The 25,999-nt window shown below is 54.2% G+C and carries 26 protein-coding genes; 10 read left to right on the top strand and 16 right to left on the bottom strand.

What is annotated here, in order from left to right; all coding sequences use genetic code 11:
• Positions 1-96: 96 nt before the first annotated feature.
• Entirely contained in the window at positions 97-1,125 is a 1,029-nt protein-coding gene (gene mtnA, locus C3F35_RS05555) for an S-methyl-5-thioribose-1-phosphate isomerase (RefSeq protein WP_103791899.1), read from the top strand.
• Between the two features lie 758 nt (positions 1,126-1,883).
• Here mtnA and C3F35_RS05550 read toward each other — a convergent pair.
• From C3F35_RS05550 to C3F35_RS05540, 3 genes are read right to left on the bottom strand one after another with little or no spacing between them, the layout of a single operon-like run.
• Positions 1,884-2,426: a 1,2-dihydroxy-3-keto-5-methylthiopentene dioxygenase gene (locus C3F35_RS05550; RefSeq protein WP_032617003.1), complete on the bottom strand. Its 543-nt coding sequence runs from the start codon at positions 2,424-2,426 to the stop codon at positions 1,884-1,886.
• The gene (mtnC, locus tag C3F35_RS05545) at positions 2,423-3,112 is read right to left on the bottom strand and encodes an acireductone synthase (protein ID WP_032617004.1); all 690 of its coding nucleotides are present in this window, start codon (positions 3,110-3,112) and stop codon (positions 2,423-2,425) included. The genes C3F35_RS05550 and mtnC overlap by 4 nt, the downstream gene beginning before the upstream one ends.
• Positions 3,109-3,723, bottom strand: coding sequence for a methylthioribulose 1-phosphate dehydratase (locus C3F35_RS05540; protein WP_077226186.1), 615 nt, complete (start codon positions 3,721-3,723; stop codon positions 3,109-3,111). The genes mtnC and C3F35_RS05540 overlap by 4 nt, the downstream gene beginning before the upstream one ends.
• A gap of 121 nt (positions 3,724-3,844) precedes the next feature.
• Between C3F35_RS05540 and C3F35_RS05535 the strand changes: the two genes are divergently transcribed.
• Positions 3,845-5,005 carry a pyridoxal phosphate-dependent aminotransferase gene (locus C3F35_RS05535; RefSeq protein ID WP_103791900.1) on the top strand — a complete coding sequence of 387 codons (1,161 nt, stop codon included), beginning with the start codon at positions 3,845-3,847 and terminating at the stop codon, positions 5,003-5,005.
• Between the two features lie 69 nt (positions 5,006-5,074).
• On the opposite strand, the gene citR is transcribed toward C3F35_RS05535, so the two are convergent.
• The gene (citR, locus tag C3F35_RS05530) at positions 5,075-5,971 is read right to left on the bottom strand and encodes a DNA-binding transcriptional repressor CitR (protein ID WP_032617007.1); all 897 of its coding nucleotides are present in this window, start codon (positions 5,969-5,971) and stop codon (positions 5,075-5,077) included.
• A 753-nt stretch (positions 5,972-6,724) separates the two neighbouring features.
• Between citR and ahpC the strand changes: the two genes are divergently transcribed.
• Entirely contained in the window at positions 6,725-7,288 is a 564-nt protein-coding gene (gene ahpC / locus C3F35_RS05525; RefSeq protein ID WP_032617008.1) for an alkyl hydroperoxide reductase subunit C, read from the top strand.
• Between the two features lie 314 nt (positions 7,289-7,602).
• Complete coding sequence (gene ahpF, locus C3F35_RS05520; protein ID WP_077226188.1) at positions 7,603-9,165, top strand: alkyl hydroperoxide reductase subunit F; 1,563 nt, start codon at positions 7,603-7,605, stop codon at positions 9,163-9,165.
• A 246-nt stretch (positions 9,166-9,411) separates the two neighbouring features.
• On the opposite strand, the gene uspG is transcribed toward ahpF, so the two are convergent.
• Complete coding sequence (uspG, locus tag C3F35_RS05515; RefSeq protein WP_032617010.1) at positions 9,412-9,840, bottom strand: universal stress protein UspG; 429 nt, start codon at positions 9,838-9,840, stop codon at positions 9,412-9,414.
• 225 nt (positions 9,841-10,065) lie between these two features.
• Here uspG and C3F35_RS05510 point away from each other — a divergent pair, with 225 nt between their 5' ends.
• Positions 10,066-11,304, top strand: coding sequence for a zinc-dependent alcohol dehydrogenase (locus C3F35_RS05510; protein ID WP_032617011.1), 1,239 nt, complete (start codon positions 10,066-10,068; stop codon positions 11,302-11,304).
• 72 nt (positions 11,305-11,376) lie between these two features.
• Here C3F35_RS05510 and rnk read toward each other — a convergent pair whose 3' ends face one another.
• The gene (rnk, locus tag C3F35_RS05505) at positions 11,377-11,787 is read right to left on the bottom strand and encodes a nucleoside diphosphate kinase regulator (protein ID WP_059308523.1); all 411 of its coding nucleotides are present in this window, start codon (positions 11,785-11,787) and stop codon (positions 11,377-11,379) included.
• 409 nt (positions 11,788-12,196) lie between these two features.
• On the opposite strand from rnk, the gene C3F35_RS05500 reads away from it, so the two are divergent.
• Positions 12,197-12,817 carry a flavin reductase family protein gene (locus tag C3F35_RS05500; RefSeq protein WP_059308522.1) on the top strand — a complete coding sequence of 207 codons (621 nt, stop codon included), beginning with the start codon at positions 12,197-12,199 and terminating at the stop codon, positions 12,815-12,817.
• A gap of 7 nt (positions 12,818-12,824) precedes the next feature.
• Here the strand turns inward: C3F35_RS05500 and rna are convergent, their stop codons facing one another.
• Together rna and dcuC are read right to left on the bottom strand one after the other, a co-directional pair.
• Positions 12,825-13,634 (bottom strand): ribonuclease I, encoded by an 810-nt coding sequence (gene rna, locus C3F35_RS05495; RefSeq protein WP_077226189.1) that lies wholly within the window; start codon positions 13,632-13,634, stop codon positions 12,825-12,827.
• Positions 13,635-13,722: 88 nt separating this feature from the next.
• Positions 13,723-15,096, bottom strand: coding sequence for an anaerobic C4-dicarboxylate transporter DcuC (gene dcuC, locus C3F35_RS05490; protein WP_032617015.1), 1,374 nt, complete (start codon positions 15,094-15,096; stop codon positions 13,723-13,725).
• 966 nt (positions 15,097-16,062) lie between these two features.
• Here dcuC and pagP point away from each other — a divergent pair.
• Together pagP and cspE are read left to right on the top strand one after the other, a co-directional pair.
• A complete protein-coding gene (pagP, locus tag C3F35_RS05485; protein ID WP_373407762.1) occupies positions 16,063-16,566 on the top strand; it encodes a lipid IV(A) palmitoyltransferase PagP in 504 nt (167 codons plus the stop codon).
• Between the two features lie 190 nt (positions 16,567-16,756).
• Entirely contained in the window at positions 16,757-16,966 is a 210-nt protein-coding gene (gene cspE, locus C3F35_RS05480) for a transcription antiterminator/RNA stability regulator CspE (protein WP_002439184.1), read from the top strand.
• Positions 16,967-17,185: 219 nt separating this feature from the next.
• Here cspE and crcB read toward each other — a convergent pair whose 3' ends face one another.
• Positions 17,186-17,569, bottom strand: coding sequence for a fluoride efflux transporter CrcB (gene crcB / locus C3F35_RS05475; protein WP_032617018.1), 384 nt, complete (start codon positions 17,567-17,569; stop codon positions 17,186-17,188).
• Between the two features lie 66 nt (positions 17,570-17,635).
• Here crcB and C3F35_RS05470 point away from each other — a divergent pair, with 66 nt between their 5' ends.
• Complete coding sequence (locus C3F35_RS05470; protein WP_059308520.1) at positions 17,636-18,424, top strand: deaminated glutathione amidase; 789 nt, start codon at positions 17,636-17,638, stop codon at positions 18,422-18,424.
• Between the two features lie 126 nt (positions 18,425-18,550).
• Positions 18,551-18,754, top strand: coding sequence for a twin-arginine translocase subunit TatE (tatE, locus tag C3F35_RS05465; protein ID WP_059308519.1), 204 nt, complete (start codon positions 18,551-18,553; stop codon positions 18,752-18,754).
• 85 nt (positions 18,755-18,839) lie between these two features.
• Here tatE and lipA read toward each other — a convergent pair whose 3' ends face one another.
• From lipA to mrdB, 7 genes are all read right to left on the bottom strand, one after another.
• Entirely contained in the window at positions 18,840-19,805 is a 966-nt protein-coding gene (lipA, locus tag C3F35_RS05460) for a lipoyl synthase (protein ID WP_032617021.1), read from the bottom strand.
• Between the two features lie 207 nt (positions 19,806-20,012).
• The gene (locus tag C3F35_RS05455; RefSeq protein ID WP_103791901.1) at positions 20,013-20,966 is read right to left on the bottom strand and encodes a YbeF family transcriptional regulator; all 954 of its coding nucleotides are present in this window, start codon (positions 20,964-20,966) and stop codon (positions 20,013-20,015) included.
• 301 nt (positions 20,967-21,267) lie between these two features.
• On the bottom strand, positions 21,268-21,909 hold the full coding sequence (gene lipB / locus C3F35_RS05450; RefSeq protein ID WP_103791902.1) for a lipoyl(octanoyl) transferase LipB: 642 nt from the start codon (positions 21,907-21,909) through the stop codon (positions 21,268-21,270).
• A 92-nt stretch (positions 21,910-22,001) separates the two neighbouring features.
• Positions 22,002-22,265, bottom strand: a complete 264-nt coding sequence (gene ybeD / locus C3F35_RS05445) for a DUF493 family protein YbeD (protein WP_003022706.1) — start codon at positions 22,263-22,265, stop codon at positions 22,002-22,004.
• A gap of 107 nt (positions 22,266-22,372) precedes the next feature.
• On the bottom strand, positions 22,373-23,584 hold the full coding sequence (gene dacA, locus C3F35_RS05440; protein ID WP_032617024.1) for a D-alanyl-D-alanine carboxypeptidase DacA: 1,212 nt from the start codon (positions 23,582-23,584) through the stop codon (positions 22,373-22,375).
• Positions 23,585-23,723: 139 nt separating this feature from the next.
• A complete protein-coding gene (gene rlpA / locus C3F35_RS05435) occupies positions 23,724-24,875 on the bottom strand; it encodes an endolytic peptidoglycan transglycosylase RlpA (RefSeq protein ID WP_059308517.1) in 1,152 nt (383 codons plus the stop codon).
• Positions 24,876-24,885: 10 nt separating this feature from the next.
• Entirely contained in the window at positions 24,886-25,998 is a 1,113-nt protein-coding gene (gene mrdB / locus C3F35_RS05430) for a peptidoglycan glycosyltransferase MrdB (protein WP_032617027.1), read from the bottom strand.
• Between the last annotated feature and the right edge of the window lies 1 nt (position 25,999).

Raw genomic sequence — 25,999 nt, 5'->3', positions numbered from 1 at the left:
CTCATCTGTTCCGGTAATAAAGACATTTAGACGTCTATACATCTGAATTTTATCCTGACACAATGTGCTACAACAACGCAACAGAGAATTAACGACATGCAGAGATTACAGACGACCAGCCTGCGGGTGACGGAAAATCAGCTATTTATTCTCGATCAACAGGCGCTTCCGCAGGAGAAACGCTGGCTGGATGCCTCGACGGTTGACGCCCTCGTGGGGCATATTCACGCCCTGCGCGTACGGGGTGCGCCGCTGATTGGTCTCTCTGCCAGCCTGCTCCTGGCGCTGCTGGCAGAAAACGGCCATAACCGGGACGCGCTGGCGGTGGCACTGGAGACCCTGCGTGCCGCACGCCCGACGGCGGTGAATCTGATGAATAATCTCGACCGCATGAAACAGGCGCTGTGGCAGGAGGATTATGTGCCGGCGCTGGTGGCTGAGGCGCTGCGCCTGATCGACGAAGACAAGCGGCTTTGCGATGCCATTGCCCGCGCCGGGAGCGCGCTGGTGACGCCGGGCAGCCGCCTGCTGACCCACTGCAATACCGGCGGGCTGGCGACCGCAGGCGTGGGTACCGCGCTGGGCGTGATTGCCTTCGCGCATCAGCAGGGCAATGTCAGCCAGGTCTGGGTGGATGAAACCCGTCCGCTGTTGCAGGGCGGAAGGTTAACCGCCTGGGAGTTAGGCGAGCTGGGCGTTCCTTATCAGTTAATCACCGACTCCATGGCCGCCAGTCTGATGGCGCAAGGGCAGGTGGATGCGGTATGGGTCGGGGCGGATCGCATTGCCGCCAACGGCGATGTGGCGAACAAAATCGGCACCTATTCCCTGGCGGTGCTGGCGAAATTCCACGGTATTCCGTTTTACGTGGCGGCCCCTCAAACCACCCTCGATCCCGCGTGCCCGAACGGCGAGGCCATCCCGATTGAGCAGCGCGATGCCCGGGAAGTGACCGGTGTGGCGGGGAGCTTCGGGGCGGTGCAGTGGGCACCGGTTGACGCGCAGGTGTATAACCCGGCGTTTGACGTTACGCCTGCGGCGCTGATCAGTGGCTGGGTGCTGGATAGCGGGGTGGTGACGCCGGAAGAGGTGGCGAAGGGGGTTTTTGGGGAGCGTGTGGGCTGATATCCCCCGGCGATAACTCTCTGCCACGGGGGGAGGGATCCCCAGTCATTTTATTGCCCTTACAGCAATGAAATAATCACAATATTATAAATGACTTACAGCGACTCCCCTGTCCGGCTGAAAATCGCCGAAGCGTTTCCGGAAGGCCGGGGCGAGGCGCAGGGACGCGCCGAGAGGGCATAGCCTGCAGGGATGCAGGCTGGTGCCCGACCCGAAAGCCTGGAGGAATAAGCTGAGTGCACCGCGAAGCGGCGATTTTCTTTGCCGGGAGCCGGGATTGTGAAGGGGGCGGCGGCGAGCCCCCTTCACACGTTCACGGGTGACGCGGCTGACAGAGAAGTGCAGAACGTAAGGTGAACGGAACCGCCGCCTGAGCCGCATGTACCCCTCACCCCAGCCCTCTCCCCAAAGGGGAGAGGGGGCCGACCGAGCCAATATCGGGAGAGGGGGCCGACCGAGCCAATATCGGGAGAGGGGGCCGACCGAGCCAATATCGGGAGAGGGGGCCGACCGAGCCAATATCGGGAGAGGGGGCCGACCGAGCCAATATCGGGAGAGGGGGCCGACCGTGCCAATATCGGGAGAGGGGGCCGACCGTGCCAATATCGGGAGAGGGGGCCGACCGTGCCAATATCGGGAGAGGGGGCCGACCGTGCCAATATCGGGAGAGGGGGCCGACCGTGCCAATATCAGGAGAAGGAGCCGACCGTGCCTATTTTTTGTGGGGATCCCTCAGCAAAGGAGAGAGGGAAAAAACGTTAAGGCAATCTTGGATACGCATCCGCGATCGCATCGCCGGTAAACTGCGCCACCCAGCCTTCCGGGTTATCGAAAATACGGATGGCGGTGAAGTTCGGCTCGGAACCCATATCAAACCAGTGCGGTGTACCGGCGGGTACAGAGATCAGATCGTTTTTCTCGCACAGAACCTGATACACCTGGTCATCAATGTGCAGGCAGAACAGCCCGGCACCTTCGACAAAGAAACGCACTTCATCTTCGCCATGCGTATGTTCATTGAGAAACTTCGCGCGCAGGGCCTCTTTTTGTGGGTTATCCGCACGCAGGCTGATCACGTCCCAGCTCTGGTAGCCTTTTTCTGCCACCAGCTTGTCGATGGCGTGCTGGTAGGCATTAATCACCGTGTCGGCTGCCGGATCCTGGCCTAAGTCGCGGTCGGCTTCCCAGCGTTCAAAGCGAACGCCACGGGCATTCAGCTGCTGCTGGATCGCCTCTGGGTCGGTGCTGTGCCACTGCGGCTCGCTGGCCTCTTTATCGGAAAAAATGGTCAATGCGCTCATGAAGGGATCTGCTCCGGGTTGATGTCGTCGAACTGGTGCACCTGATGATGATGGCTGGCGCCGTCGTCATCGCCGCGAATCAGTTGCAGGGTGCGAAAACCGGCCTGCTCAGCGGCGTCCAGCTCCTGATGAATATCTGACAGGAACAGGATCTGCGAGGGGGCAAGGTTAATCTGTGCCGCAATATTCTGATAAGACTGCACGTCGCGCTTGGCGCCAATATGGGTATCGAAATAGCCGCTGAACAGATGAGTAATATCACCTTCGTCGCTGTAGCCAAATAACAGTTTTTGCGCCGCCACCGATCCCGAGGAATAAACATAGAGATCAATGCCCTGCGACTTCCACTTTTCCAGCGCGGGCAGCACGTCCGGGTAGAGATGGCCGGTGAAGTCGCCGTTGACGTAGCCATCCTGCCAGATGATCCCTTGCAGGGCTTTCAGCGCCGTTGATTTGCGATCCTCATCCATAAAGGCGAACAGGGTGGCGATCAGGTCGTTGGTGCTGGCCTGCGGCTGAGCAATCTCTTCGCGCAGATTGTCCAGAATGGTGTTGACCGGTTCGGCATACTGTTGCGCGCTGACAAAGGCCGCCAGCCGCTCGCGTGCATAAGGGAACAGGACATTGTGGACAAAACGGATATCGCTGGTGGTGCCTTCAATATCCGTCACAATCGCGCGAATCATACTCTCTCCAGTTGTCGTAAACGCATCTCGCACTCGAACAGGAATTCGAGGCCTTCAAGGTGACGCCGGGCTTCTGCCACGTCGCGTCCCCAGCAGGTTAAGCCATGACCGCGCAGAAGAAAACCATAATTAAGCGGACGTTGCCGGGCGTAATCGGCGATTCGGGAGGCGAGGGCGTCAATGTCCTGGTCGTTATCGAACACGGCAATGGGCACGGTATCAAGGTGGTTGGTCTGGCCGCTGAGTGACTTCTGCATCTCAAAGCCGCTGAGGTGTAGCTCCGGCTCTTTGACCAGTCGCGACAGCACCGTTGCGTTCACCGTATGGACATGCAGCACTGCGTTCGCCGTGGGGAAGAGGCGATAGACCAGCGTGTGCAGGCCGGTTTCTGCGGAAGGTTTTCGCCCGGAGGGGGCGCGGTTGGTGGCAATTTCAACCTGCAGAAAGTCATCGGGCGTCAGGCTACCTTTGTCTTTACCGGATTCGCTGAGCCAGCACCAGGTATCGTCCTGACGCACGGACATGTTGCCGCCAGTGGCGGGTGCCCAGCCTTTTGCGCCGATCCAATGGCAGGCATCGACCAGGGATGTGAGTTGCAGGTTGTCTGTCATCCTTCTTACCTCTTCGGCCAGGAATATCATTATGGTTTAGACGTCTAAGCGTCTTGATTGCCAAATACTAACATCGTGTTATAGTGGCAGCAACATATGTATTACATACAGGTCCGTTGAAATGAGCAATAACCCGTTGATTCCACAAAGTAAACTACCCGGTCTCGGTACCACCATCTTCACGCAGATGAGTGCCCTGGCGCAGCAGCATAAGGCGATTAATCTGTCGCAAGGTTTTCCCGATTTCGATGGCCCGGATTATCTGCAACAACGGCTGGCTTACCATGTGGCAAACGGCGCGAACCAGTATGCACCGATGACCGGGGCGCAGCCGCTGCGCGAGGCGATTGCTGACAAAACCGCAGAGTTGTATGGCTATCAACTGGATGCAAACAGTGAAATCACCGTCACCGCAGGGGCGACCGAAGCGCTGTATGCGGCGATTACTGCCCTGGTGCGTACCGGCGATGAGGTGATCTGCTTTGACCCGAGCTACGACAGCTATGCCCCGGCGATTGAATTGTCCGGTGGCGTGGTGAAGCGCGTGGCGCTCCAGCCACCGCACTTTCGCCCGGACTGGCAGGCTTTTGCAGGGCTGCTGAGTGATAAAACCCGGCTGGTGATTTTGAATACGCCGCATAACCCATCGGCAACGGTCTGGCAGAAAGAGGATTTTGCTGCGCTGTGGCAGGCTATTGCGGAGCGTGAAATCTACGTCCTGAGCGATGAAGTGTACGAGCACATCTGTTTTGCCGATGCGGGACATGCCAGCGTGCTGGCCCATCCCCAGTTGCGTGAGCGGGCGATTGCCGTCTCATCCTTTGGTAAAACCTTCCACATGACCGGCTGGAAGGTGGGCTACTGTGTGGCACCGGCGGCGATCAGCGCCGAGCTGCGCAAGGTGCATCAGTTCCTGACCTTTGCGGTCAACACCCCGGCACAGCTGGCGATTGCCGATATGCTGCGTAACCAGCCGGAACATTACCGTGAGCTGCCGGACTTTTACCGCGCCCGTCGGGATCTGTTTATCGACGCGCTGAGCGCCAGCCGGCTGAAAATTTTACCCTGCGAGGGCACCTATTTCCTGCTGGCTGACTACAGCGCCATTTCCGATCTGGATGATGTCAGTTTTTGCCAGTGGCTCACCAAAGAGGTGGGCGTGGCGGCAATACCGTTATCGGTATTTTGTGCCGACCCGTTCCCCCACAAACTGATACGTCTCTGCTTCGCCAAACAGGAGGCTACGCTGCGGGCGGCAGCCGAGCGCCTGTCGGCAATTTGATTTAAGCAGTGAGTCATCAGGCTCGCTTTACAGTGGCCCGTTATTTTAAACACGAAATACGGGCTTTTTTTACGCCAGGCTGTTTTCAATAAAATCTGCAAATACCGGACTGTTTAACGCGGAGCGGTTATACATCATGTAAATTTCAACGGGAGGCAATTTATAATCGACCTCGACGCGTTTTAAATTCAGCACTTTGCCAAATTGTTCAAAGGTTGTTTCAGGTGCAACACCCACTAAATCTGAGGCGCTTATCATGGCCAGGATTGACATAAAAGAGTCGCTTCTGAACACGATATTTCTTTCCGACAATTTATGATTCATTTTTTGCTGGTAATCTTTTACGCCAGGTTCCTCACTCAAGAATGCAGTGAACTTTTCCTGTAGCAGGTCCTCGATTTCAATTTTGCCGTTTATGCGCGGATGGTCATTACGGCAGACAAGGGTGAACGGCAGGGTTTTGAACGGGGTACAGACGATAGAGCGATTCTGAACCGGTGCAAAGGAGAACACTAAATCTGCCTTACGGTAGGCCAGCAGGCTCTCTGTAGAGTCCGGCGCAAGCAGGAGATCGTGCAGCTCAATTTCATAATTATGCAGGTCCATCAGGCGCTTCATTGGCTCAAGCATCACCTGCGGTGTGACCAACTGCGGGCAGTAGATAACAAAGTTCTTTGTCAGTTTACTGCCATGCATAATATTGATGGTTTGCTCCAGCTGGTTCAGGTTTTGTTCCAGATGAATATGCAGATTGGTCCCTACCGTGGTCGGCGTGATCCCTTTCCCGGAGCGGATAAACAGCGGGTCGTTAAGCTGATTACGTAATCGTTGCAGAGACTGACTCACCGCGGAAGGGGTAATAAAAAGCGTTTCCGCCGCTTTGCTGATACTGAGGTGCTGGTAAATACATTCAAAAATGACCAGCAGGTTAAGGTCGAATTTTTTCAGATCGTAAAGATTAGCCATTGTTCATCCTGATAAGCTGTGCTGTTACCGCATTCTTATACACAATAATTATAGAAGTTAGTCAGCCATTCACCATCCAATGGATTGAATAACTTAACTGAATTTAAATTCAATCTTAATATATCATGGATGCAGATTAATGAAATAAACGCGTAGCCTTTGGTGGGATGATTTTTATCTGAAAAAAGCGTGCGGAATAGTTGATATTCTGCCGCCACTACAGTATTAAGACGCACTCATCATCATATTAAGTTGGTCTCTGTCCGTTAATCTAACAACCTGATGTAATTCAATCTGGTTATTCCTGGCGTACCGTGCCTGACTGATGAGCTTTCTGCATTTTAAACAGGGCGTCACGCCGCTCGGCATTTTCCCCAACCTCATCCGGGTATGCCTGCTATCTGAATCAATGACAACAAAGGGGTTAGATAAAACCTATCGCAATCATAGGTATTACAACGTCTTTGCTAATTGCCCTTTATCGGGGTGGGTGGTGTAATCGACGACGCTGTTACGACCTTGCGAAAGGTAATGTAGAGCGCAACGCATCGCCAGCCTTGGCTGGCACTGAAGAGGCCCCCGGGTCTTTCAGGTAACAGGGCCGCCGTTAAGGTGGCCTTTTTACTTTTGTTAATCCCATTATGCGTCAGACGTTGTTAGGTATTGCTGATTGATTTGATAAAGCAAACGCATTAGCCCGTTTATGAAAAGTTCGTTACCTTAGCTTTCAACGAAAACACGGAGGAAGTACAGATGTCTTTAATTAATACCAAGATTAAACCTTTCAAAAACCAGGCGTTCAAAAACGGTGACTTCGTAGAGATCACTGAGAAAGATACCGAAGGCCGCTGGAGCGTGTTCTTCTTCTATCCGGCTGACTTCACTTTCGTCTGCCCGACCGAACTGGGTGACGTTGCAGATCACTACGAAGAACTGCAGAAGCTGGGCGTAGACGTTTACTCTGTCTCTACTGACACCCACTTCACCCACAAAGCATGGCACAGCAGCTCTGAAACCATCGCGAAAATCAAATACGCGATGATCGGTGACCCGACTGGCGCCCTGACCCGTAACTTTGAAAACATGCGTGAAGACGAAGGTCTGGCCGACCGTGGCACCTTTATCGTTGACCCGCAGGGCATCATCCAGGCCATCGAAGTTACCGCTGAAGGTATTGGCCGTGACGCATCCGACCTGCTGCGCAAAATCAAAGCGGCTCAGTATGTTGCTTCTCACCCAGGCGAAGTGTGCCCGGCGAAATGGAAAGAAGGCGACGCGACTCTGGCTCCATCTCTGGACCTGGTCGGCAAAATCTAAATTTCCGTCGTATTTCGCGCCATAGCGGTGTTGGCGTCGCCTGCTCGCCCCGGTCACTTACTTCTGTAAGCGCCAGGGACTCACAGGCTAGCCGCCTTGCGCTGACGCGAACCACGTTGGAAATTCGTCTGCAATGCCCGGCGGCGCTCGGCTTGTACGGGCCTACACAACCGTAGGCCGGGTAAACGACGTGCCACCCGGTATCAATGGGCGCATCTGCGCCCATTTCATTCCAGCACCATGATGCAAGTTGCATTCAGGCAGCCCGGATAAGGCCGCTTGCATGATGATGTTTTTTAAGCAGGAGATGAATAATGCTCGACACAAATATGAAAACCCAGCTCAAAGCCTACCTTGAGAAGCTGACCAAACCTGTTGAGCTGATTGCCACGCTGGACGACAGCGCTAAATCGGCAGAAATCAAGGAACTGCTGGCAGAAATTGCCGAACTGTCTGAGAAAGTGACCTTCAAGGAAGATAACAGCCTGCCGGTGCGCAAGCCGTCCTTCCTGATCACCAACCCAGGCTCTACTCAGGGTCCGCGCTTTGCCGGTTCCCCGTTGGGGCACGAATTTACTTCACTGGTGCTGGCGCTGCTGTGGACCGGTGGTCATCCGTCGAAAGAGGCGCAGGCGCTGCTGGAGCAGATCCGCGATATCGAGGGTGATTTTGAATTTGAAACTTACTACTCGCTCTCCTGCCACAACTGCCCGGACGTGGTGCAGGCCCTGAACCTGATGGCGGTGCTGAACCCACGCATCAAACATACCGCGATTGATGGTGGCGTGTTCCAGAACGAAATCACCGATCGCAACGTGATGGGCGTTCCGGCCGTGTTTGTAAACGGCAAAGAGTTTGGTCAGGGTCGTATGACACTGACGGAGATCGTTGCCAAAGTGGACACCGGCGCTGAAAAACGCGCTGCTGAAGAGCTGAACAAGCGTGATGCCTATGATGTGCTGATCGTTGGTTCCGGCCCGGCGGGTGCGGCGGCGGCAGTTTACTCTGCCCGTAAAGGCATTCGTACCGGTCTGATGGGCGAACGTTTCGGCGGCCAGGTATTGGATACTGTCGATATCGAAAACTATATCTCCGTGCCAAAAACCGAAGGTCAAAAACTGGCTGGCGCGCTGAAAGCGCACGTCAGTGACTATGAAGTGGATGTGATCGACAGCCAGAGCGCCAGCAAGCTGGTGCCTGCGGCGCAGGAAGGCGGCTTCCATGAGATTGAAACCGCCTCCGGCGCGGTGCTGAAAGCGCGCAGCATCATCATTGCTACCGGTGCCAAATGGCGCAACATGAACGTGCCTGGCGAAGATCAGTATCGCACCAAAGGCGTCACCTACTGCCCGCACTGCGACGGCCCGCTGTTTAAAGGCAAGCGCGTTGCGGTGATTGGCGGCGGTAACTCCGGTGTGGAAGCGGCAATTGACCTGGCGGGCATTGTTGAACACGTTACGCTGCTGGAATTCGCGCCAGAGATGAAGGCCGACCAGGTTCTGCAGGATAAAGTGCGCAGCCTGAAAAACGTCGATATCATCCTGAACGCGCAGACCACCGAAGTGAAAGGCGACGGCAGCAAAGTGACCGGTCTTGAGTACCGTGACCGCGTGAGCGGGGATGTGCACAGCGTCGCGTTGGCCGGGATCTTCGTTCAGATTGGTCTGCTGCCAAACACCACCTGGCTGGAAGGCGCAATTGAGCGTAACCGCATGGGCGAGATCATCATCGATGCCAAATGTGAAACCAGCGTGAAGGGCGTGTTTGCGGCGGGCGACTGCACCACCGTACCGTACAAACAGATTATCATCGCGACCGGCGAAGGGGCGAAAGCCTCCCTGAGCGCCTTCGATCATCTGATTCGCACCAAAGCATAAGAACGTAAGACTACACCTGCAAAGCACAGAGGCTACCTGACGGTAGCCTCTTTTTTTATCTCACCACCTGCACCGGACTGTAAGCGTGGCGGCGTTGGCGCCAGGCCGGTGGGTGGAGAGGGACGGGTTGCGTGGCCCTCTTTTTTATCTCACCACCCGCACCGGGCTGTAAGCGTGGCTGATAGCGCTGGCGGCGTTGGTGCCAGGCTGATGAGTAGAGAGGGGCAGATTACGCAACCCTCTTTTTTATCTCACCACCAGCACCGGAATATAAGCGTGGCGGATCACGCTGGAGGCGTTGGAGCCAAGCAGGTGAGTGGAGATAGACGGGTTACGCGACCCGATCACCACGATATCGGCTTTCAGCTCGCTGGCCACCTCATTTACCACGTCACGGACGTTACCAAAACTGACATGGGTTCGGATCCGCGACGGGTCGATGCTGAAATGGCTCACCATTGTCTTCAGCCGGGTTTGTGCCTCGTGTTGAATATGATCCTCGAAGCGGCGCATATCGGCGGCGAAGCGATGCAAACCAAAGCTGGAAGAGCCAGGTAAAACGTGCAGTAAGTGAATAATGCCATCCTGCTGGGCCAGGAATTCAGCGTGGCGGATCGCCTTATCGCTCAATTCCATCTCGAAAACATCCACCGGCATGATAATTGTCTGGTACATAACCGTTTCTCCTTGTTTATTTACGCTTAATCCATTCAAACACAAAATATATTTGGATTCTGATAGCTCGCTGACACTTTTTTATATCGCCTCGTTTGTCGGCCTTTTGCCGTAACGCTTCACCTCCAGGATTAATCCCAAAGCCTCACAATTCCCCGGTATATCCCCGCTGATGGCTACCCTTTTAAGGTAAACCCGCATTTTTTCTCTGAAACCGGAGGTCGAATGAAAGCATTGACGTATCACGGACCACACAGCGTTAAGGTTGAAACGGTACCCGATCCGGCCATCGAGCAAGCTGACGATATCATTCTGCGCATCACAGCAACTGCGATCTGCGGTTCTGATTTGCATCTTTATCGCGGGAAGATACCTAAGGTTGAACATGGTGATATCTTCGGCCATGAGTTTATGGGCGAAGTGGTGGAGACCGGGCGCGACGTGAAAAATCTCGCGAAAGGCGACCGGGTGGTGATCCCCTTTGTCATTGCCTGCGGCGACTGCTTTTTCTGCCGTATGCAGCAATATGCCGCCTGCGAAAGTACCAACACTGGGCGTGGCGCGACTCTGAATAAAAAACAGATCCCACCTCCGGCTGCGCTCTTTGGCTACAGCCATCTGTACGGTGGCGTACCCGGCGGCCAGGCGGAATATGTTCGCGTGCCAAAAGGCAATGTCGGGCCTTTTAAGGTGCCGCCGGTGCTGTCAGATGATAAAGCGCTGTTCCTCTCGGACATCCTGCCTACCGCCTGGCAGGCGGCCAAAAATGCCCAGATTACACAGGGCAGCAGCGTCGCGGTGTTCGGTGCCGGGCCGGTGGGGCTTTTGACCGTCGCCTGCGCACGCTATCTCGGGGCTGAGCAGATTTTTATTGTCGATCATCACGACTACCGGCTGCGTTTTGCCCAGGACCGTTACGGCGCGATCCCAATCAATTTTGACCGCGACGACGATGCCGCAGAAAAAATTATCGAGCAGACCCGTGGCCAGCGCGGGGTTGACGCGGTGATTGATGCGGTCGGCTTTGAGGCGAAAGGGAGCACGACCGAAACGGTGCTGACAAACCTCAAGCTCGAAGGCAGCAGCGGTAAAGCCCTGCGGCAGTGTATCGCCGCGGTAAGGCGCGGGGGTATTGTCAGCGTCCCCGGCGTCTATGCTGGGTTTATTCACGGTTTCCTGTTTGGCGATGCCTTCGACAAAGGACTCACCTTTAAAATGGGGCAGACCAACGTTCACGCCTGGCTCGGCGAACTGTTGCCGTTGATTGAACAGGGGCTGCTTAAACCGGAGGAGATCGTGACCCACTATATGCCGTTTGAAGAGGCGGCTCGTGGCTACGAAATCTTTGAGAAACGTCAGGAAGATTGCCGAAAAATTATCCTGGTACCCGGCGCGCAAAGCGCAGAAGTGGCAAAAGAGCGGGTTACCGGGCTGGTCAACCCTGTACCGGGCGGCGTTATCTGACAGTAGAAAACGCGGAAAGAGGATGCCCTGGCATCCTCTGGGCAAAGCGGGTTAACGCTTGTTCAGATGGGATTAGCGCAGGTATTCGCCCGCCGCTTCAGGCTGCCAGATCAGTTCCAGCACTTCCAGATGCGTGGCGGTACCGCCCGGCAGTTCCCAGTGGATGGTATCGCCAGTACGCAGGCCAATCAGCGCAGCACCTACCGGTGCCATAACCGACAGTTGTGTACTGCTGTCGGTCATCTGCGCCGGATAGACCAGCGTGCGGGTGCGCACCTCGCCGGTGGTCAAATCGCGAAATTTTACCTGACTGTTCATGGTCACCACGTTAGCGGGCATGTCCTGCGGCGCACACATCTGCGCGCGATCCAGCTCGTCGTTCAGGGCGCTGGCGATAGGCAGCGAGGCAAAGGCCGGTTGCTCCAGCAGGCGGTCAATACGCTCAGCATCGAGTTCGTTAATGATGATTGTGGGTCTGGACATTATTTACTCCATGTCGTTAATGCTGCGACAACCGCAGAAGAGATGCCAAAAGAAAACCCTCGCCATCCGGTAGCGAGGGTTCAACTCTGTCTGATAATACTGAGTCTGTGCCCCGGTTTGAAGTGATGCTTGTCACATTCATGGCGTGGATTTAATCCAGCGGCCATTACTGGGTCGTTAGTATGAAATTCAGGCGAAAAAGGTGAATCTTCGTCAATCTGGATTATTCTTTTAAGGCGCAAGTTATGTCGCGTGAAACACCCATAACAGCAGAACAACGAAGACTGTCGCACTTTATTCAGTCTTACTTTTCTACGGATTGCGTTACGCTGATCCTCTTGGGGTAGGGGGATGAGCGAAGCGTAATCCGTGCCTGCCGATTTTTATTCCTCAATTTCCAGAGAGCGTTATGTATTTTTATCAACCTTCCCAGGGACACGGCCTGCCGCATGATCCATTAAACGCGATTGTTGGACCCCGCCCGATTGGCTGGATTGCCTCCTGCGATACTGAAGGACGCCCTAACCTGGCGCCGTATAGCTTCTTCAACTGCTTTAACTACCATCCGCCCATTATCGGTTTCGCCAGCACGGGCTGGAAAGACAGCGTGCGCAATATTGTCGAGACCGGGGAGTTTGTCTGGAATCTCACCACCCGGGAACTGGCCAGCGCCATGAATGAAACCTCCGCCAGCCTGCCCCACGGCGAGGATGAGTTTTTACGTGCCGGGCTGACCAAAGCCGAAAGCCGGGTGGTGAAAGTCCCGCGCGTGGCGCAAAGCCCGGTCAACTTTGAGTGCCGCCTGTCGCAGTGCATCCAGCTGACGGCGGCGAACGGCGATTCGATCGATACCTGGCTGGTGCTGGGGGAGGTGGTCGGGATCCACATTGATGAAAGCCTGCTGCAGGACGGCATTTACCAGACGGCGAAAGCGCAGCCGGTCCTGCGCGCCGGGGGGCCGACGGCGTACTTCGCCATCGGTGAGGATCAGCGTTTTGATCTGGTACGCCCGGACGCCCGAAAAGGGTGAGCCAACCTCAGTAGCCGATCTTGTCGATCACAAATTGCTTGCCGCAGTTACCCGGATGCGGTTGGGCAATGAACGAGGGGGTCGCCAGCGGGGCGTTGATGCTGGCAGCGGTGAGCGTGAGCTGCACTTCGGTAAGATAGGCTGGCTTGCCGCTACAGCTGAGTTTAACGGCTTTCACCGTCTCCGGCCCCCAGCTTTTGGCTACCGCGGCGTCGAACGCGCTTCGGCTGACGGTTTTGCCGTAATTTGCCGCCAGGAACTGCCCAAGCGGGCTGGCCTTCACTTCCTGATTCATCCGCACCATGGTGCTGAAATAGGCGTCGGGATCGAAGCCGAAGCAGACGCCGTGTTTGGCATATTCATAACGTTCCAGGCAGGAATTGCCGCCTGCGCCAGGCATCACCTCGTTCAGCTTCGCGGCACCCGTCAGCGATAATCCGGTCTCTGCGGCATCGCATTTACGGCTGGCTTTTGCCTCCGGCATATTGGGAACTGGGCGGGTTGCGCAGCCATAGCGCATCCAGCGGCGATCGTCGACTCCGCGTGCGGCGATGGATTTTGGTAAGCCCGGCCACAGACCATGAACGGTGAGGATCGTTGTTTTATCGTCACGCTCTTTTTGCAGTCGACATTCGTCGGGCGCGTCGCGGTTGCGATCGTGCAGGCTCTGGCAAAAGCCGGACTGCCATGAGAGCGCCAGCACGTAGCGATCAAAATCCGCATATTGTGTTGCCTGAAGCGGGGCAGCCTGCGCCGCAAAGGCGCACAGCACCACGGCGGCTGCGCTGGCAGGCAAAACGAGATCCTTTCTGAACATGTCTATTCCTGATGATTGAAAGCAAAATATTGCTGGGGATTATTAAAGCACAAAAAGCGCCCGTAGGCGCTTTATGCTGTAGTGTGCCTTAACCCACAGCAGTGCCTGGCACCAATACCTCTGTGGCGATAATGACGATGACCAGGCCCACGAGGACCGGCACGGATGTGCGTTTTACCACTTCGAAAGGCGAGATTTTTGCCATCCCGGCGACGGCCACGACCACGCCGGAGACCGGGGAGATGGTACGGCCCAGGTTGGAAGCCTGCAGCATTGGGATGGTGAGATAGGCCGGGTTAATACCGGAGGAGTGCGCCAGTTTCGGGATCATCTCTACAAAAGCGTAGAAAGGCGCGTTACCGGAACCGGTGGTCATCGCCGCCAGCATGGTTAGCACCACCAGCACCATCATCAGGATAATGCTTGCGGAACCGAACGAAGTGGCGATGGAGATCAGGCTCTGGATAAAGCCGATGGTGCTAAGCCCCTGGGCAAAGACCCCGGCCGCCACCAGCAGCATCACCACGCCAGCGAAGGCATCCGCCATGCCGCGATACGCCACTTCCAGGCCGCTAAATACCTTCTGGGTATTGAAGCCGCGAACAAACTCCAGCACCGCCGCCAGCAGCATGCAGATCACCAGAATAGTGATGATGTGCAACTCCGGCCCCCATTTGCCATCGAAAATCAGCACCCCAACGATGGGCGTAAACGGCAGGATGGCGTAGAACGAAGGGGCGGTGGTGGTGATTTCGCTGACGTCGAGTCTTTCGTGGGAGATGTTCTCTTTTTTATCGAGGTAACGCTGCCAGAAGAAGTGCGCAACCGCCATGCCGAGAATAGCGGCAATGGAGATCGGCAGGGTGGTTTTAAAGGCGAAATCGATCAGCGGCATCTCGGCGGCTTTGGCGGCCAGCACCACGTCACCGGAGGTCGGGGAGAGAATAATCGCTGCCGGAGAGGCGCAGATAGCCGCCGCCGCGCCACGACTGATCCCCACGTTGACCATCACCGGGAACAGGGTGGCCATCAGCAGAACGCCCAGGCCGGTTGCCGACGACACGGCCAACGACATCAGACAGGCGACGAAATAGGCGGCGATCATCAGCAGGTAAGGGGAGTTAATATAGCTCAGCGGCTTTGAGGCCAGCTTAACCACCATATCGTTGGCGCCAATGTGCGTCATATAGGCGGCAAACCCACAGAGCATCATGATCATCATCCCCAGATCGCCACCGCGGCTCATCAGCAGGATTTTGATGTACTCAACAATGTCGGTTGCGGTGTAACCGGTGCTGGTGGCGCTGGATGGCAGCACTTTATGGCCCATCAGGGCGCTGACAATCAGCAGGACAAGGCCGCCCACAAACAGCACGCCGGTGGCGGAGTAGCCTTTGATGATGTAGCGTGCGACGCCGACAATGACCACCACTCCAATCAGTAACTCGATAAACGTTAGCATGGATCCCTCAGTGTCCCGACGCCCCCAGAGCGAAAGGATAATTAGCAATAAAGTTAAGGTGACAAAATGTGCCGAAATAATGGACCGGCCTCGCTGACCAAAATCAATAAAACGCCTACTAAAGAAGTATTCAGGCCGATTATGCTACTGCCGCAACGCGAATGAGCATGGGTTAGTTCTGTACGGCTTGTAGAGAGCCAGTCACCGCACAAAATGAAATAAATCGAAAACGACTTCTGTCTCAGGCGTTTCCCCGCGTATGTTCCAGTCTCTTTTGCCAGCGCCAGACGCTGCTCAGGCTGACTTTTAACTTTATTCCTGAGGGGCTTATCCTCATGGGGATATTACCTTTTTGACTTATTATTGATATCTGGTTGTTATGGTTTCTGGAATATGATTTATCGGTGGGAAATAGTGTTGTGTCAGGTGTGTTGGCAAGGTTTGATATTATTATTGTGCTTTATATTACGCGGGATTTGAATATATTAAGTTCGCGATCATGATGGCTAAAATAAAGTGTTTATTGTGGCGTTTTACGAAAGTGCGCTCCTTATTAAAGTGATGGCCGTTGTCGCCATCGTGGCCCGAATGCTGCCGGGGATGCGAGGCGGGAAGGGCAGTGCAGAGATGATGTAGCGCATTGTTGTGCAGCTGGCAGGCGGGAGGGTCAGGTTGACGATGATATCTGTATTATTTATTCATGCGCTGCATAAATTATTGCATCAGTATAGGTTTTGTTTATTGTTCATGAGGTATTTTTCGGCGCGCGCTCTTTTACCAGGAGAATTCTTATCTTTTGCCGTTAATAATTAAGATAAACACCCATGCCGTCAGGCTGCCATTCCACTATTCTGGGCAAGAACACGCTGCGAAGAGTAAAGTGGTAATAAAGTTGTGACAATTATTAATAAGTTTTTCATTGTATTTCCTTTTATTTTTGCTCAGTTCTCTTTTTCGACTGTAGCAATGGCTAAAGATGTCCCTCCCCTGAGAGCCTGGGTCAAAACTATCCATAACGATATGGTTGAAACCTGGGAAGCCCCCCAGCATTACGATCTCTATGTGCCCGCCATTACATGGCATGCCCGCTTCGCTTACGATAAAGAGAAGACCGACCGCTACAATGAGCGACCGTGGGGCGCGGGCTTTGGTCAGTCACGCTGGGATGAGAAAGGTAACTGGCATGGCCTGTACGCCATGGCGTTTAAAGATTCCTATAATAAATGGGAGCCGATCGCGGGTTACGGCTGGGAAAAAACCTGGCGTCCGCTGGCTGATGATAACCTCCATCTGGGGCTCGGTTTTACCGCTGCGGTGACGGCGCGCGATAACTGGAACTACATCCCCATTCCGCTGGTGCTGCCGCTGGCCTCTGTGGGCTACGGCCCGGCCACTTTTCAGATGACCTATATCCCGGGAACCTATAACAATGGCAACGTCTACTTCGCCTGGATGCGCTTTCAGTTTTAGCTGAAAAAACTTTACATACTGGTGATTTAATAGCCACTTGTTGACGTGTAAAGGATAAAAATTGGGGCGAGAAAATTAACGCGACTTTTGTCACTTTTCTTCAAAAAGGCGCTGGACAAAACCGCTCACAATTGTTGTACTGATACCCGACACAGCATTTGTGTCCAATTTTCATGTAAAGGTAATTTTGATGTCTAAGATTAAAGGTAACGTTAAGTGGTTTAATGAATCCAAAGGATTCGGTTTCATTACTCCGGAAGATGGCAGCAAAGACGTGTTCGTACACTTCTCTGCAATCCAGAGCAATGGTTTCAAAACCCTGGCTGAAGGTCAGCGCGTTGAGTTTGAAATCACTAACGGTGCCAAAGGCCCTTCTGCTGCTAACGTCATCGCTCTGTAATTCAGACGAGACCAGCAAGAATTTCAAAACCCGCTCCCTGAGCGGGTTTTTTTCGTTCTGGCTTAGCTGAGCAGGTACAGCCGCAAAAAACTGACAACGATTGCCATGCTCAGTACAACCATCCCCACATTTGTTATTTTCTCTTTCATTGCGACACCCTCAGTGTATGTGCTGACAGGGTGCCCGAGAAAAATTAAGCCAACATTAAGGTCGTCTCTTTTAGTGAGCATTTACCGCAGAGATTAACCAAAATGCGAGCGCGGTCATCATTAACGAACCCAGAAGATTGACCGCAATGTTCAGGAGCGCCCAGGCTGCCCGTCCATCCTGCAACAAAAACACCACCTCGGCCGAGAACGTCGAGAAGGTCGTCAGTCCGCCGCAAAAGCCGGTGGTGATCAGCAGCTTCCACACCGGATCGAGATGGGGCATGCGGTTGAACCACGCCAGCCCCAGCCCAATGATAAAGGCACCGATAAGGTTGGCCGTTAGCGTTCCGAACGGGATCTGCTGATGCAGAGGGTTAAACCGCATGCTCAACAACCAGCGCGCCACGCTTCCTGTGCCCCCGCCGATAAAAACGGCTAAAAGAAGTTGAAACACGAACAATACCTGCTATTTGATGTGTAAGGATCCAGAGTGTAACGCCGTTTGCGGCAAGGGGAAAATATGTACGTTGCGGTTGGACAATTTGCAGTAACGGCGAACTGGCAAAAAAATGCCGAAACTTGCGTTTCGCTGATGGCGCAGGCGGCCGCGCAGGGGGCATCGTTGCTGGTGCTGCCCGAAGCGTTACTCGCCCGCGATGATAACGATCCCGACCTGTCCGTAAAGTCGGCCCAGCCGCTGGACGGCGGCTTTTTGGCGATGCTGCTGGCAGAGAGCGCCCGTAATGAACTGACTACGGTGCTGACGGTGCATGTCCCCTCCACCGCGGGCAGGGCGATCAATACCCTCGTCGCCCTGCGTGGTGGCAGGATCGTTGAGCAGTATGCCAAGCTGCATCTTTACGATGCGTTCAATATTCAGGAATCCCGGCTGGTGGATGCGGGGACGAGAGTACCGCCGCTGATTGAAATTGAGGGTATCCGGCTGGGGTTGATGACCTGCTACGATTTGCGCTTCCCGGAGATGGCGCTGAACCTGGCGCTGGCGGGAGCAGAGGTTTTGGTTCTGCCTGCGGCATGGGTCAGGGGGCCGCTCAAGGAGCACCACTGGTCAACGCTGCTGGCAGCCAGGGCGCTGGATACCACCTGCTATGTGGTGGCAGCAGGGGAGTGTGGTAACAAGAATATCGGTCAGAGCCGCATTATCGACCCCCTTGGCGTAACCATTGCGGCCGCGGCAGAAGGGCCAGCACTGTTAATAGCGGAGATCAGCCAGCAGCGCATTACGCTGGCGCGTCAGCAGTTGCCGGTGCTACGCAACCGACGCTTCGCGCCCCCGCAATTGTTGTGACGTTTTTTAAACAACGCTTGATTCACCTTGTTACAGATTGCTATTGTGTGCGGGCGTCAAATGACCGTTAATAAGGTCGGGTTTTTAAGGCGCGAAACGCAGCCTGTTTACGTCAAGAAGGTATCTATGGGTGAGATTAGTATTACCAAACTGCTGGTGGTAGCCGCACTGGTTGTCCTGCTGTTTGGTACCAAGAAATTACGTACGCTGGGCGGAGACCTGGGTGCTGCTATCAAAGGCTTTAAAAAGGCGATGAACGACGATGACGCTATGGCGAAGAAAAGCGCCGATGCGGATATCACTGCCGAAAAACTTTCCCACAAAGAGTAACGGCTACGCCTAAATGGCTTGCGATAGAAAAAAACCGGCTAAAGCCGGTTTTTTTATGGGTGAACTGTAAACGTTTGTGACGGGTTTACTTCACTTCTTCGCCTTTCGCCTGCATATCGGCGTGATAGGACGAACGAACAAACGGGCCGCAGGCTGCATGGGTGAAGCCCATCGCCATCGCTTCAGCTTTCATTTCGTCAAACTCTTCAGGGCTTACGTAGCGCTGCACCGGCAGGTGGTGACGGCTTGGCTGCAGATACTGGCCCAGCGTCAGCATGGTGACGCCATGGCGACGCAGATCGCGCATGACTTCAATGATCTCTTCGTTGGTTTCACCCAGACCCACCATCAGGCCAGATTTGGTTGGGATCTCAGGATGCGCTTCTTTAAAACGCTCCAGCAGTTTCAGAGACCAGTTGTAATCGGCGCCCGGACGAACCTGACGATAGAGACGCGGTACGTTTTCCAGGTTGTGGTTAAACACGTCTGGTGGCGTGGCGTTGAGGATATCCAGCGCGCGATCCATACGGCCACGGAAGTCGGGAACCAGCGTCTCGATTTTGATGGACGGGCTCTTTTCACGAATGGCAGAGATACAGTCAGCAAAGTGCTGGGCACCACCGTCGCGCAGATCGTCGCGGTCAACAGAGGTGATAACCACATAGCGCAGGGCCATGTCAGCAATAGTCTGTGCCAGTTTCTGTGGTTCGTTAGCGTCAGGCGTAACAGGACGACCGTGGGCAACGTCACAGAATGGGCAGCGGCGGGTACAAATCGCGCCGAGGATCATGAAAGTCGCAGTGCCGTGGTTAAAACATTCAGCAAGGTTCGGGCAGGAGGCCTCTTCGCAAACGGAGTGAAGACCGTTTTTGCGCATCGCTGCTTTAATTCCCTGAATACGCGAAGAGTCCGCCGGAAGTTTAATCTTCATCCAGGCCGGTTTTCTTAACAGCGCTTCGCGCTCCGTAGCCACGTTTTTAACCGGGATTAGGGCCATTTTATCGGCATCACGGTATTTAACACCGCGTTCCATCACAATGGGTTTACTCATAGCGTGCGTCTTCCAGTTGCGAAAATCGAAGGAAAGCGTTTCAATTCAAGGGAATGTTGTATTTATCAACTATTTTTGAACGAACGACAGGCAGTATATCATTGATACGGACGATAAAGCAGCCTGCCCGGTCGCCAAATTGTAAAATAGTTGTTGTTTAGTGCCTTTTATGTGGGGCTGCGCGGCTTTAAGGGAAATACCCCCTGATCAGAAGGCCTGGCGGATGACGTTTATCAAATTTTCCAGCACCGGATCGCGCAGGCTCAGTTTGTTGTCATACAGCGAGATTTCAACGCATTCGGCATTGAGCGGGGCGAAGGGGATCTGTTCCAGCGGCCAGCAGTGACGTACCAGATTAAACAGGCGCTCGGGGATGATGCCAATCAGATCGCTGCTGCCGATCAGGGCAGCAATCGTAAAGAGATTGTAACTGCTGAAGTGCACCAGACGTTCAGGGAAAATGTCGTTGATACGTTGGCGTAATCCGTTAAGGTTTTGTCCCTCTAGCATTAGCAACGTTTGTTCGTAGTTCCCCAGATTATCTACCGTGGCTGCCTGGCTTAGCGCCGGATGGTTTTTACGGCAGATCAGCAGAAGTTTGTCAGCGAACAGCACGTTGTGGCTCAGGGCGCGGGCATTCAGGGCGTTGCTGTCCACGATCAGGTCGGTCTGGAACTGGCCGAGCTGGGTTTCGGCATCATTGACCGAAATATTGCGCAGCATCAGATGCGGGGCATGGGTTCTCACGGCCTGGTAAATCTGCGGCAAAACCAGCGCGCCTACGGTCGGGGTAGTACCAATAGTGATGGTGCGTTGCTTATCATAGGTGCCGGTTAAATCCAGCGCCCCAAGAATTGACTCCAGACCCTGGCTTATATATTCATGCAGATGCGTGGCGTAGGCGGTCGGCGTCACGCCCTGGCCTTTACGTATGAACAGCGGATCGGGGAAAATTGAGCGTAATTTTTGGATGGACTGACTTATTGCTGAGGGAGTGAGATTCAGAATTTTCGCAGCATTGACGATCCCTTTGTGGACATACACGGCCTCAAAAATCGTCAATAAATTAAGGTCAATATTGCGTAACGTCCGAAAAACCTGTGGTTTTGTTTCACTGCCAGGATCACTCAAGCGCTTATCTGGTGAATTATTATTATCCACGCGATCTCTCCCTAATTATTCACAATATAAATAATAGTTGAATTTAAATAATGTGCTTATTGTTGTGGTTAAACTAGTTTTGATAATCAACATTTCTAAGTAAATTCATCATCTTGTCTAATTTTTGCGCAGGCGATATTCATACCAGTCGGTTGGTCCTGGCGGAGTAGATAACGGGTAAATGCTAATTCGCAAGCGCGTTGCAGGTATTTTGAAAATATAGAAAGTACGGATTGTTGTAAAGCTTAAAGCCTTGAAATAAGAATGGCTCATCAAATAATGAGCCAAATTGCCGGGATAATTAAGCAGTAATATATTTATAGGGTGGATTGTTTAGCAGCGCTAAAAAAGCATTAAGCAAATGCGGACGTGCAATTTCCGGTGTAATGTTCTCTACCCACTGACGCATTTGGGCCATTTCCATACCCGCATAACCGCAAGGATTGATCCGCTGGAAAGGTGAAAGATCCATATTGATATTCAAAGCAAGGCCGTGGAAAGAGCACCCTTTACGAATCCGCAGACCAAGGGAACATATTTTCGTTTCGCCGACATAGACGCCGGGTGCATCTGCCCGCGGGTGCGCATCAATATCAAATTCCGCCAGCGTATTAACTACCGTCTGTTCAAGCAGCGTCACCAGTTCACGTACCCCGAGCTTTCTGCGCTTCAGGTTAAGCAGGACATACATCACCTGTTGTCCCGGCCCGTGGTAGGTGATCTGGCCCCCACGATCGCTCTGGATAACCGGGATATCGCCGGGCATTAACAGATGCTCTGCTTTTCCGGCCTGACCCTGGGTAAACACCGGCAAATGCTCTACCAGCCAGATCTCATCCGGCGTGTTCTCGTCGCGTGTGTCAGTGAAATCATGCATAGCCTGGGAGACAGGTTCATAGGGCTGCAGCCCAAGCTGGCGGACGAGAATGGTATCCTGGTACAAAACGATATCTCCGAACGAAGGGACAAACTGTAGCGGGGAGTATATCACAGAGGAGAAACAGGTTACCCGGCGATGCGGGTAACCGAAAGGTGTTACAGCACCATGCGAACGATATCGATGTTACCCAGCTCTTCGTAGAGCGTCTCAACTTGTTCGATATGCGTCGCCGTGATGGTGATAGACACGGAATGGTAGTTGCCTTTGCTGCTTGGTTTCACCGTCGGAGAGTAGTCGCCTGGCGCATGGCGCTGTACCACTTCAACCACCTGATCAACCAGCTCAGGCAACGCCTGCCCCATTACTTTGTAAGTAAAAGGAGTAGGGAATTCAAGCAGTTCGTTAAGTTTGGTTTTCATGTCAACTCCGGCAGTACGTCAAAAAAAGAATAACTCCCACGTCGGGTGGGAGTTATCAGGTTACATAGTATATGGGGATGGAAATCACACTTTCAAGTGTTCAATTTTTAACCAAACCAGTGATGGAACATCAATTTAATGTAATCAATGATTTTGCCAAAGAAATTGCCTTCCGGGATTTCATCCAACACCACCAGCGGACGCTGGTCGATGGTTTTGCCATCAAGCTGGAAGTTGATGGTGCCCACAACCTGATTTTTCTTCAGCGGAGCGTGCAGTTCGCTGGCGGTCAGCACATAGCTGGCTTTCAGATCTTTCATGCGACCGCGTGGAATGGTCAGGTAGAGATCTTTATCGACGCCCAGAGAGGCGCGGTCGTTATCACCAAACCAGACCGGTTCTGAGGCGAACTCTTTGCCCGCTTTCAGTGGGTTTACCGTTTCGAAGAAGCGGAAGCCCCAGGTCAGCAGCTTCTTGCTCTCGGTTTCACGCCCTTTGAAAGTACGACCGCCCATTACCGCAGAGATCAGACGCATCTGGCCTTCAGTGGCAGAGGCCACCAGGTTGTAACCGGCTTTATCGGTATGTCCGGTTTTGATGCCGTCAACGTTCAGGCTGTTATCCCACAGCAGGCCGTTACGGTTGGTCTGACGGATACCGTTAAAGGTAAATTCTTTCTCTTTATAGATGGTGTATTCGTTCGGTACATCACGGATCAGCGCCTGGCCAATCAGCGCCATATCGCGCGCAGAGGAGTACTGACCGTCAGCATCCAGGCCGTGTACGGTCTGGAAGTGGCTGTTTTTCAGACCCAGTGCGGAAACGTAGCTGTTCATCAGGCCAACAAAAGCGTCCTGGCTGCCGGCGGCAAAGTCTGCCATCGCCACGCAGGCATCGTTACCGGACTGGAGGTTGATGCCACGGATCAGCTGGGAGACGGGAACCTGCATGCCGGGTTTCAGGAACATCAAGGATGACCCTTTAAATACCGGGTTGCCGGTGGCCCACGCATCGTTACCGATGGTTACCAGGTCGGTTTCTTTGAATTTACCTGCTTTCATGGCCTGACCGATGACGTAGCTGGTCATCATTTTAGTCAGACTGGCCGGATCGCGTCGTGCGTCAGCATTCTGTTCAGCCAACACCTTACCGGAGTTGTAATCGATCAGGATGTAGGATTCCGCGTCGATCTGCGGAACGCCCGGGATCATGGTCTTGATATTCAGGTCATCGGCGTGAGCAACAGAGAGCGTGGCTGCACAAAGCGCCGTAGTGAGCGCCATGCGCTGCATAAAACGAGCGGAGAAAGTGGTCTTCATGGTCAGAAAAACGACATCCGTGATGGAATTAAAAAAAGTGCCTTACTATAGCAAATGCTATACAGGCAGGCATCCGACTTTAAGCATGAGAGTGTGAATCATCATGACAAAAACTGACAATTCGGATACCGCCTATTAATCATTTTGCAACAGCGATAAATGACTGTAACTGCGCTTCATTCTGCAGACGTTGCTGCAAGGCTGCAGCCTCAGATTTGCTGGCAAACGGGCCGAGCTGAATACGCCATACCGCACCATTTTGCTCTACGCGGCCCGGCACGCCAAACTGCTGGCCGAGGCGCTGCTGATACTGTTGGGCACGAGCCTGATCGCTGACCGCGCCAACCTGAACAACATAACCGCCTGCCTGTGCGGGTGCGGAAACAGGCGCCGTAACCGGAGTCTGAGCAGAACCAGGTGCCGTAACCGGAGCCTGAGTCGGAGCAGATACAGGTGCCGTGACCGGTGCCGTCTGGTTCACCGGCGCGGTGACGACCGGCTGAGGTGCAGGCGGTTCGCTGCCTTCCAGCACGCCGGAGGCGAGGGTTGTAGGCGCGCCAAGGAAACCACCGCTGCTGACCGGTGCGCCCATAGTGTCTTCGCTTTTCAGCGTGTCGTTACTGATGGCATGTACGTCACCCTGCGGCGCAGGTTCAGAAACGGACGACGCGCTGCCCATCCCGCCACTCAAATCGGGACGTGCGGGCAGGGCATAAGTCTGTTTAGCCACGGTGGTACAGGCCATACCGGGGCCAGAGAGCGAACCGTCCTGAGCAACAATAATCGGGTCGATACGCACTTTTGTGTTGTTGGAGGTATTCAGACGGTCGGCCGCGGCGCGTGACAGCGAGATCGCGCGGTCATTGCCGTAAGGGCCACGATCGTTGATACGTACCACAATCATTCGGCCATTCGCCAGGTTGGTGATACGCGCGTAGCTTGGGATCGGCAGCGTCGGGTGCGCAGCGGTGAGCTGCATAGGATCGAACGCCTCACCGCTTGCGGTCAGGTTGCTTCCCGGCTCGGCGTCATAAATAGCCGCTAGGCCAGCCTGACTGAAGCGGGAAGGATCCTGAACAATTTTGTAGCTTTTTCCGTCGCGTTCGTAATCCTGATTAGCCGTGGCGCTCAGGGGTTCAAAACGCGGATCGGCTCCGCTGATCTCAACCACCGGACCATTACATACTGCCGGTTGCGGCGGTGCGACGGTCGCTTGCTGCTGACCATCGTCACTTGTACAGGCTGCCAGTAAACTCACTGCGATGCAGATCCCAGACCACTGCTTACGCATTGCGTGCCCCTTATACGCTTTTTGACAACATTTTTCTGTGTGTGTGGATCGACATGACGATCCCGAACCCGGCCATCAGAACGATCAGGGCCGAGCCTCCGTAACTCACCAGCGGAAGCGGTACGCCTACCACCGGCAGAATACCGCTCACCATACCAATATTTACGAAAACATAAACGAATAAAATCAACATCAAGCCACCGGCCATGACGCGGCCAAAGGTGGTTTGTGCCCGGGCGGCAATCCACAATCCGCGCATGATTAACAGCAGGTACAGCGCCAGAAGGATTAAAATTCCGACCAGCCCTAACTCTTCAGCCAGAACCGCAAAGATAAAGTCGGTATGGCGTTCGGGCAGAAACTCAAGCTGCGACTGCGTACCGTGCAGCCAGCCTTTGCCGCGCAGGCCGCCAGAGCCGATTGCAATCTTCGACTGTATAATATGATAGCCTGCTCCGAGCGGGTCGCTCTCTGGATCCAACAACATCATTACGCGCTGGCGCTGATAATCGTGCATCAGGAAGAACCACAGAATCGGTATAAAGGCCGCCACTAATACCACCGCAATCCCGATAAGCCGCCAGCTCAGCCCGGAGAGGAACAGAACAAACAGGCCGGAGAGGGCGATCAGAATCGAGGTGCCAAGGTCCGGCTGCGCGGCCACCAGCAGCGTAGGCAGGAAGATCAGCACCAGTGCGATAGCAGTGTTTTTCAGCGACGGTGGGCAGACATCACGGTTGATGAAGCGCGCCACCATCAGTGGAACGGCGATTTTCGCAATCTCCGAGGGCTGGAAACGGACGATGCCGAGGTCGAGCCAGCGCTGCGCGCCTTTCGAGATGGCACCAAAGGCGTCTACCGCAACCAGGAGAATGATGCAGAAGATGTAGAGATAGGGCGCCCAGCCTTCGTACACGCGGGGTGGGATCTGCGCCATCACCACCATGACGACCAGACCCATGGTGATCTGGCCGATCTTACGCTCCGTCATGCCGAGATCCTGGCCGCTGGCGCTCCAGATAACCAGGGCACTGTAAACCAGCAGCGCCAGCAGGATAAGCAGCATGGCCGGGTCGATGTGGATCTTGTCCCACAGCGATTTTTTATTCGGATTATCCGTCACG

Source organism: Leclercia sp. LSNIH3 (assembly GCF_002935105.1).
Classification (GTDB): domain Bacteria; phylum Pseudomonadota; class Gammaproteobacteria; order Enterobacterales; family Enterobacteriaceae; genus Enterobacter; species Enterobacter adecarboxylatus.
This window is presented reverse-complemented; position numbering and strand designations above follow the sequence as displayed.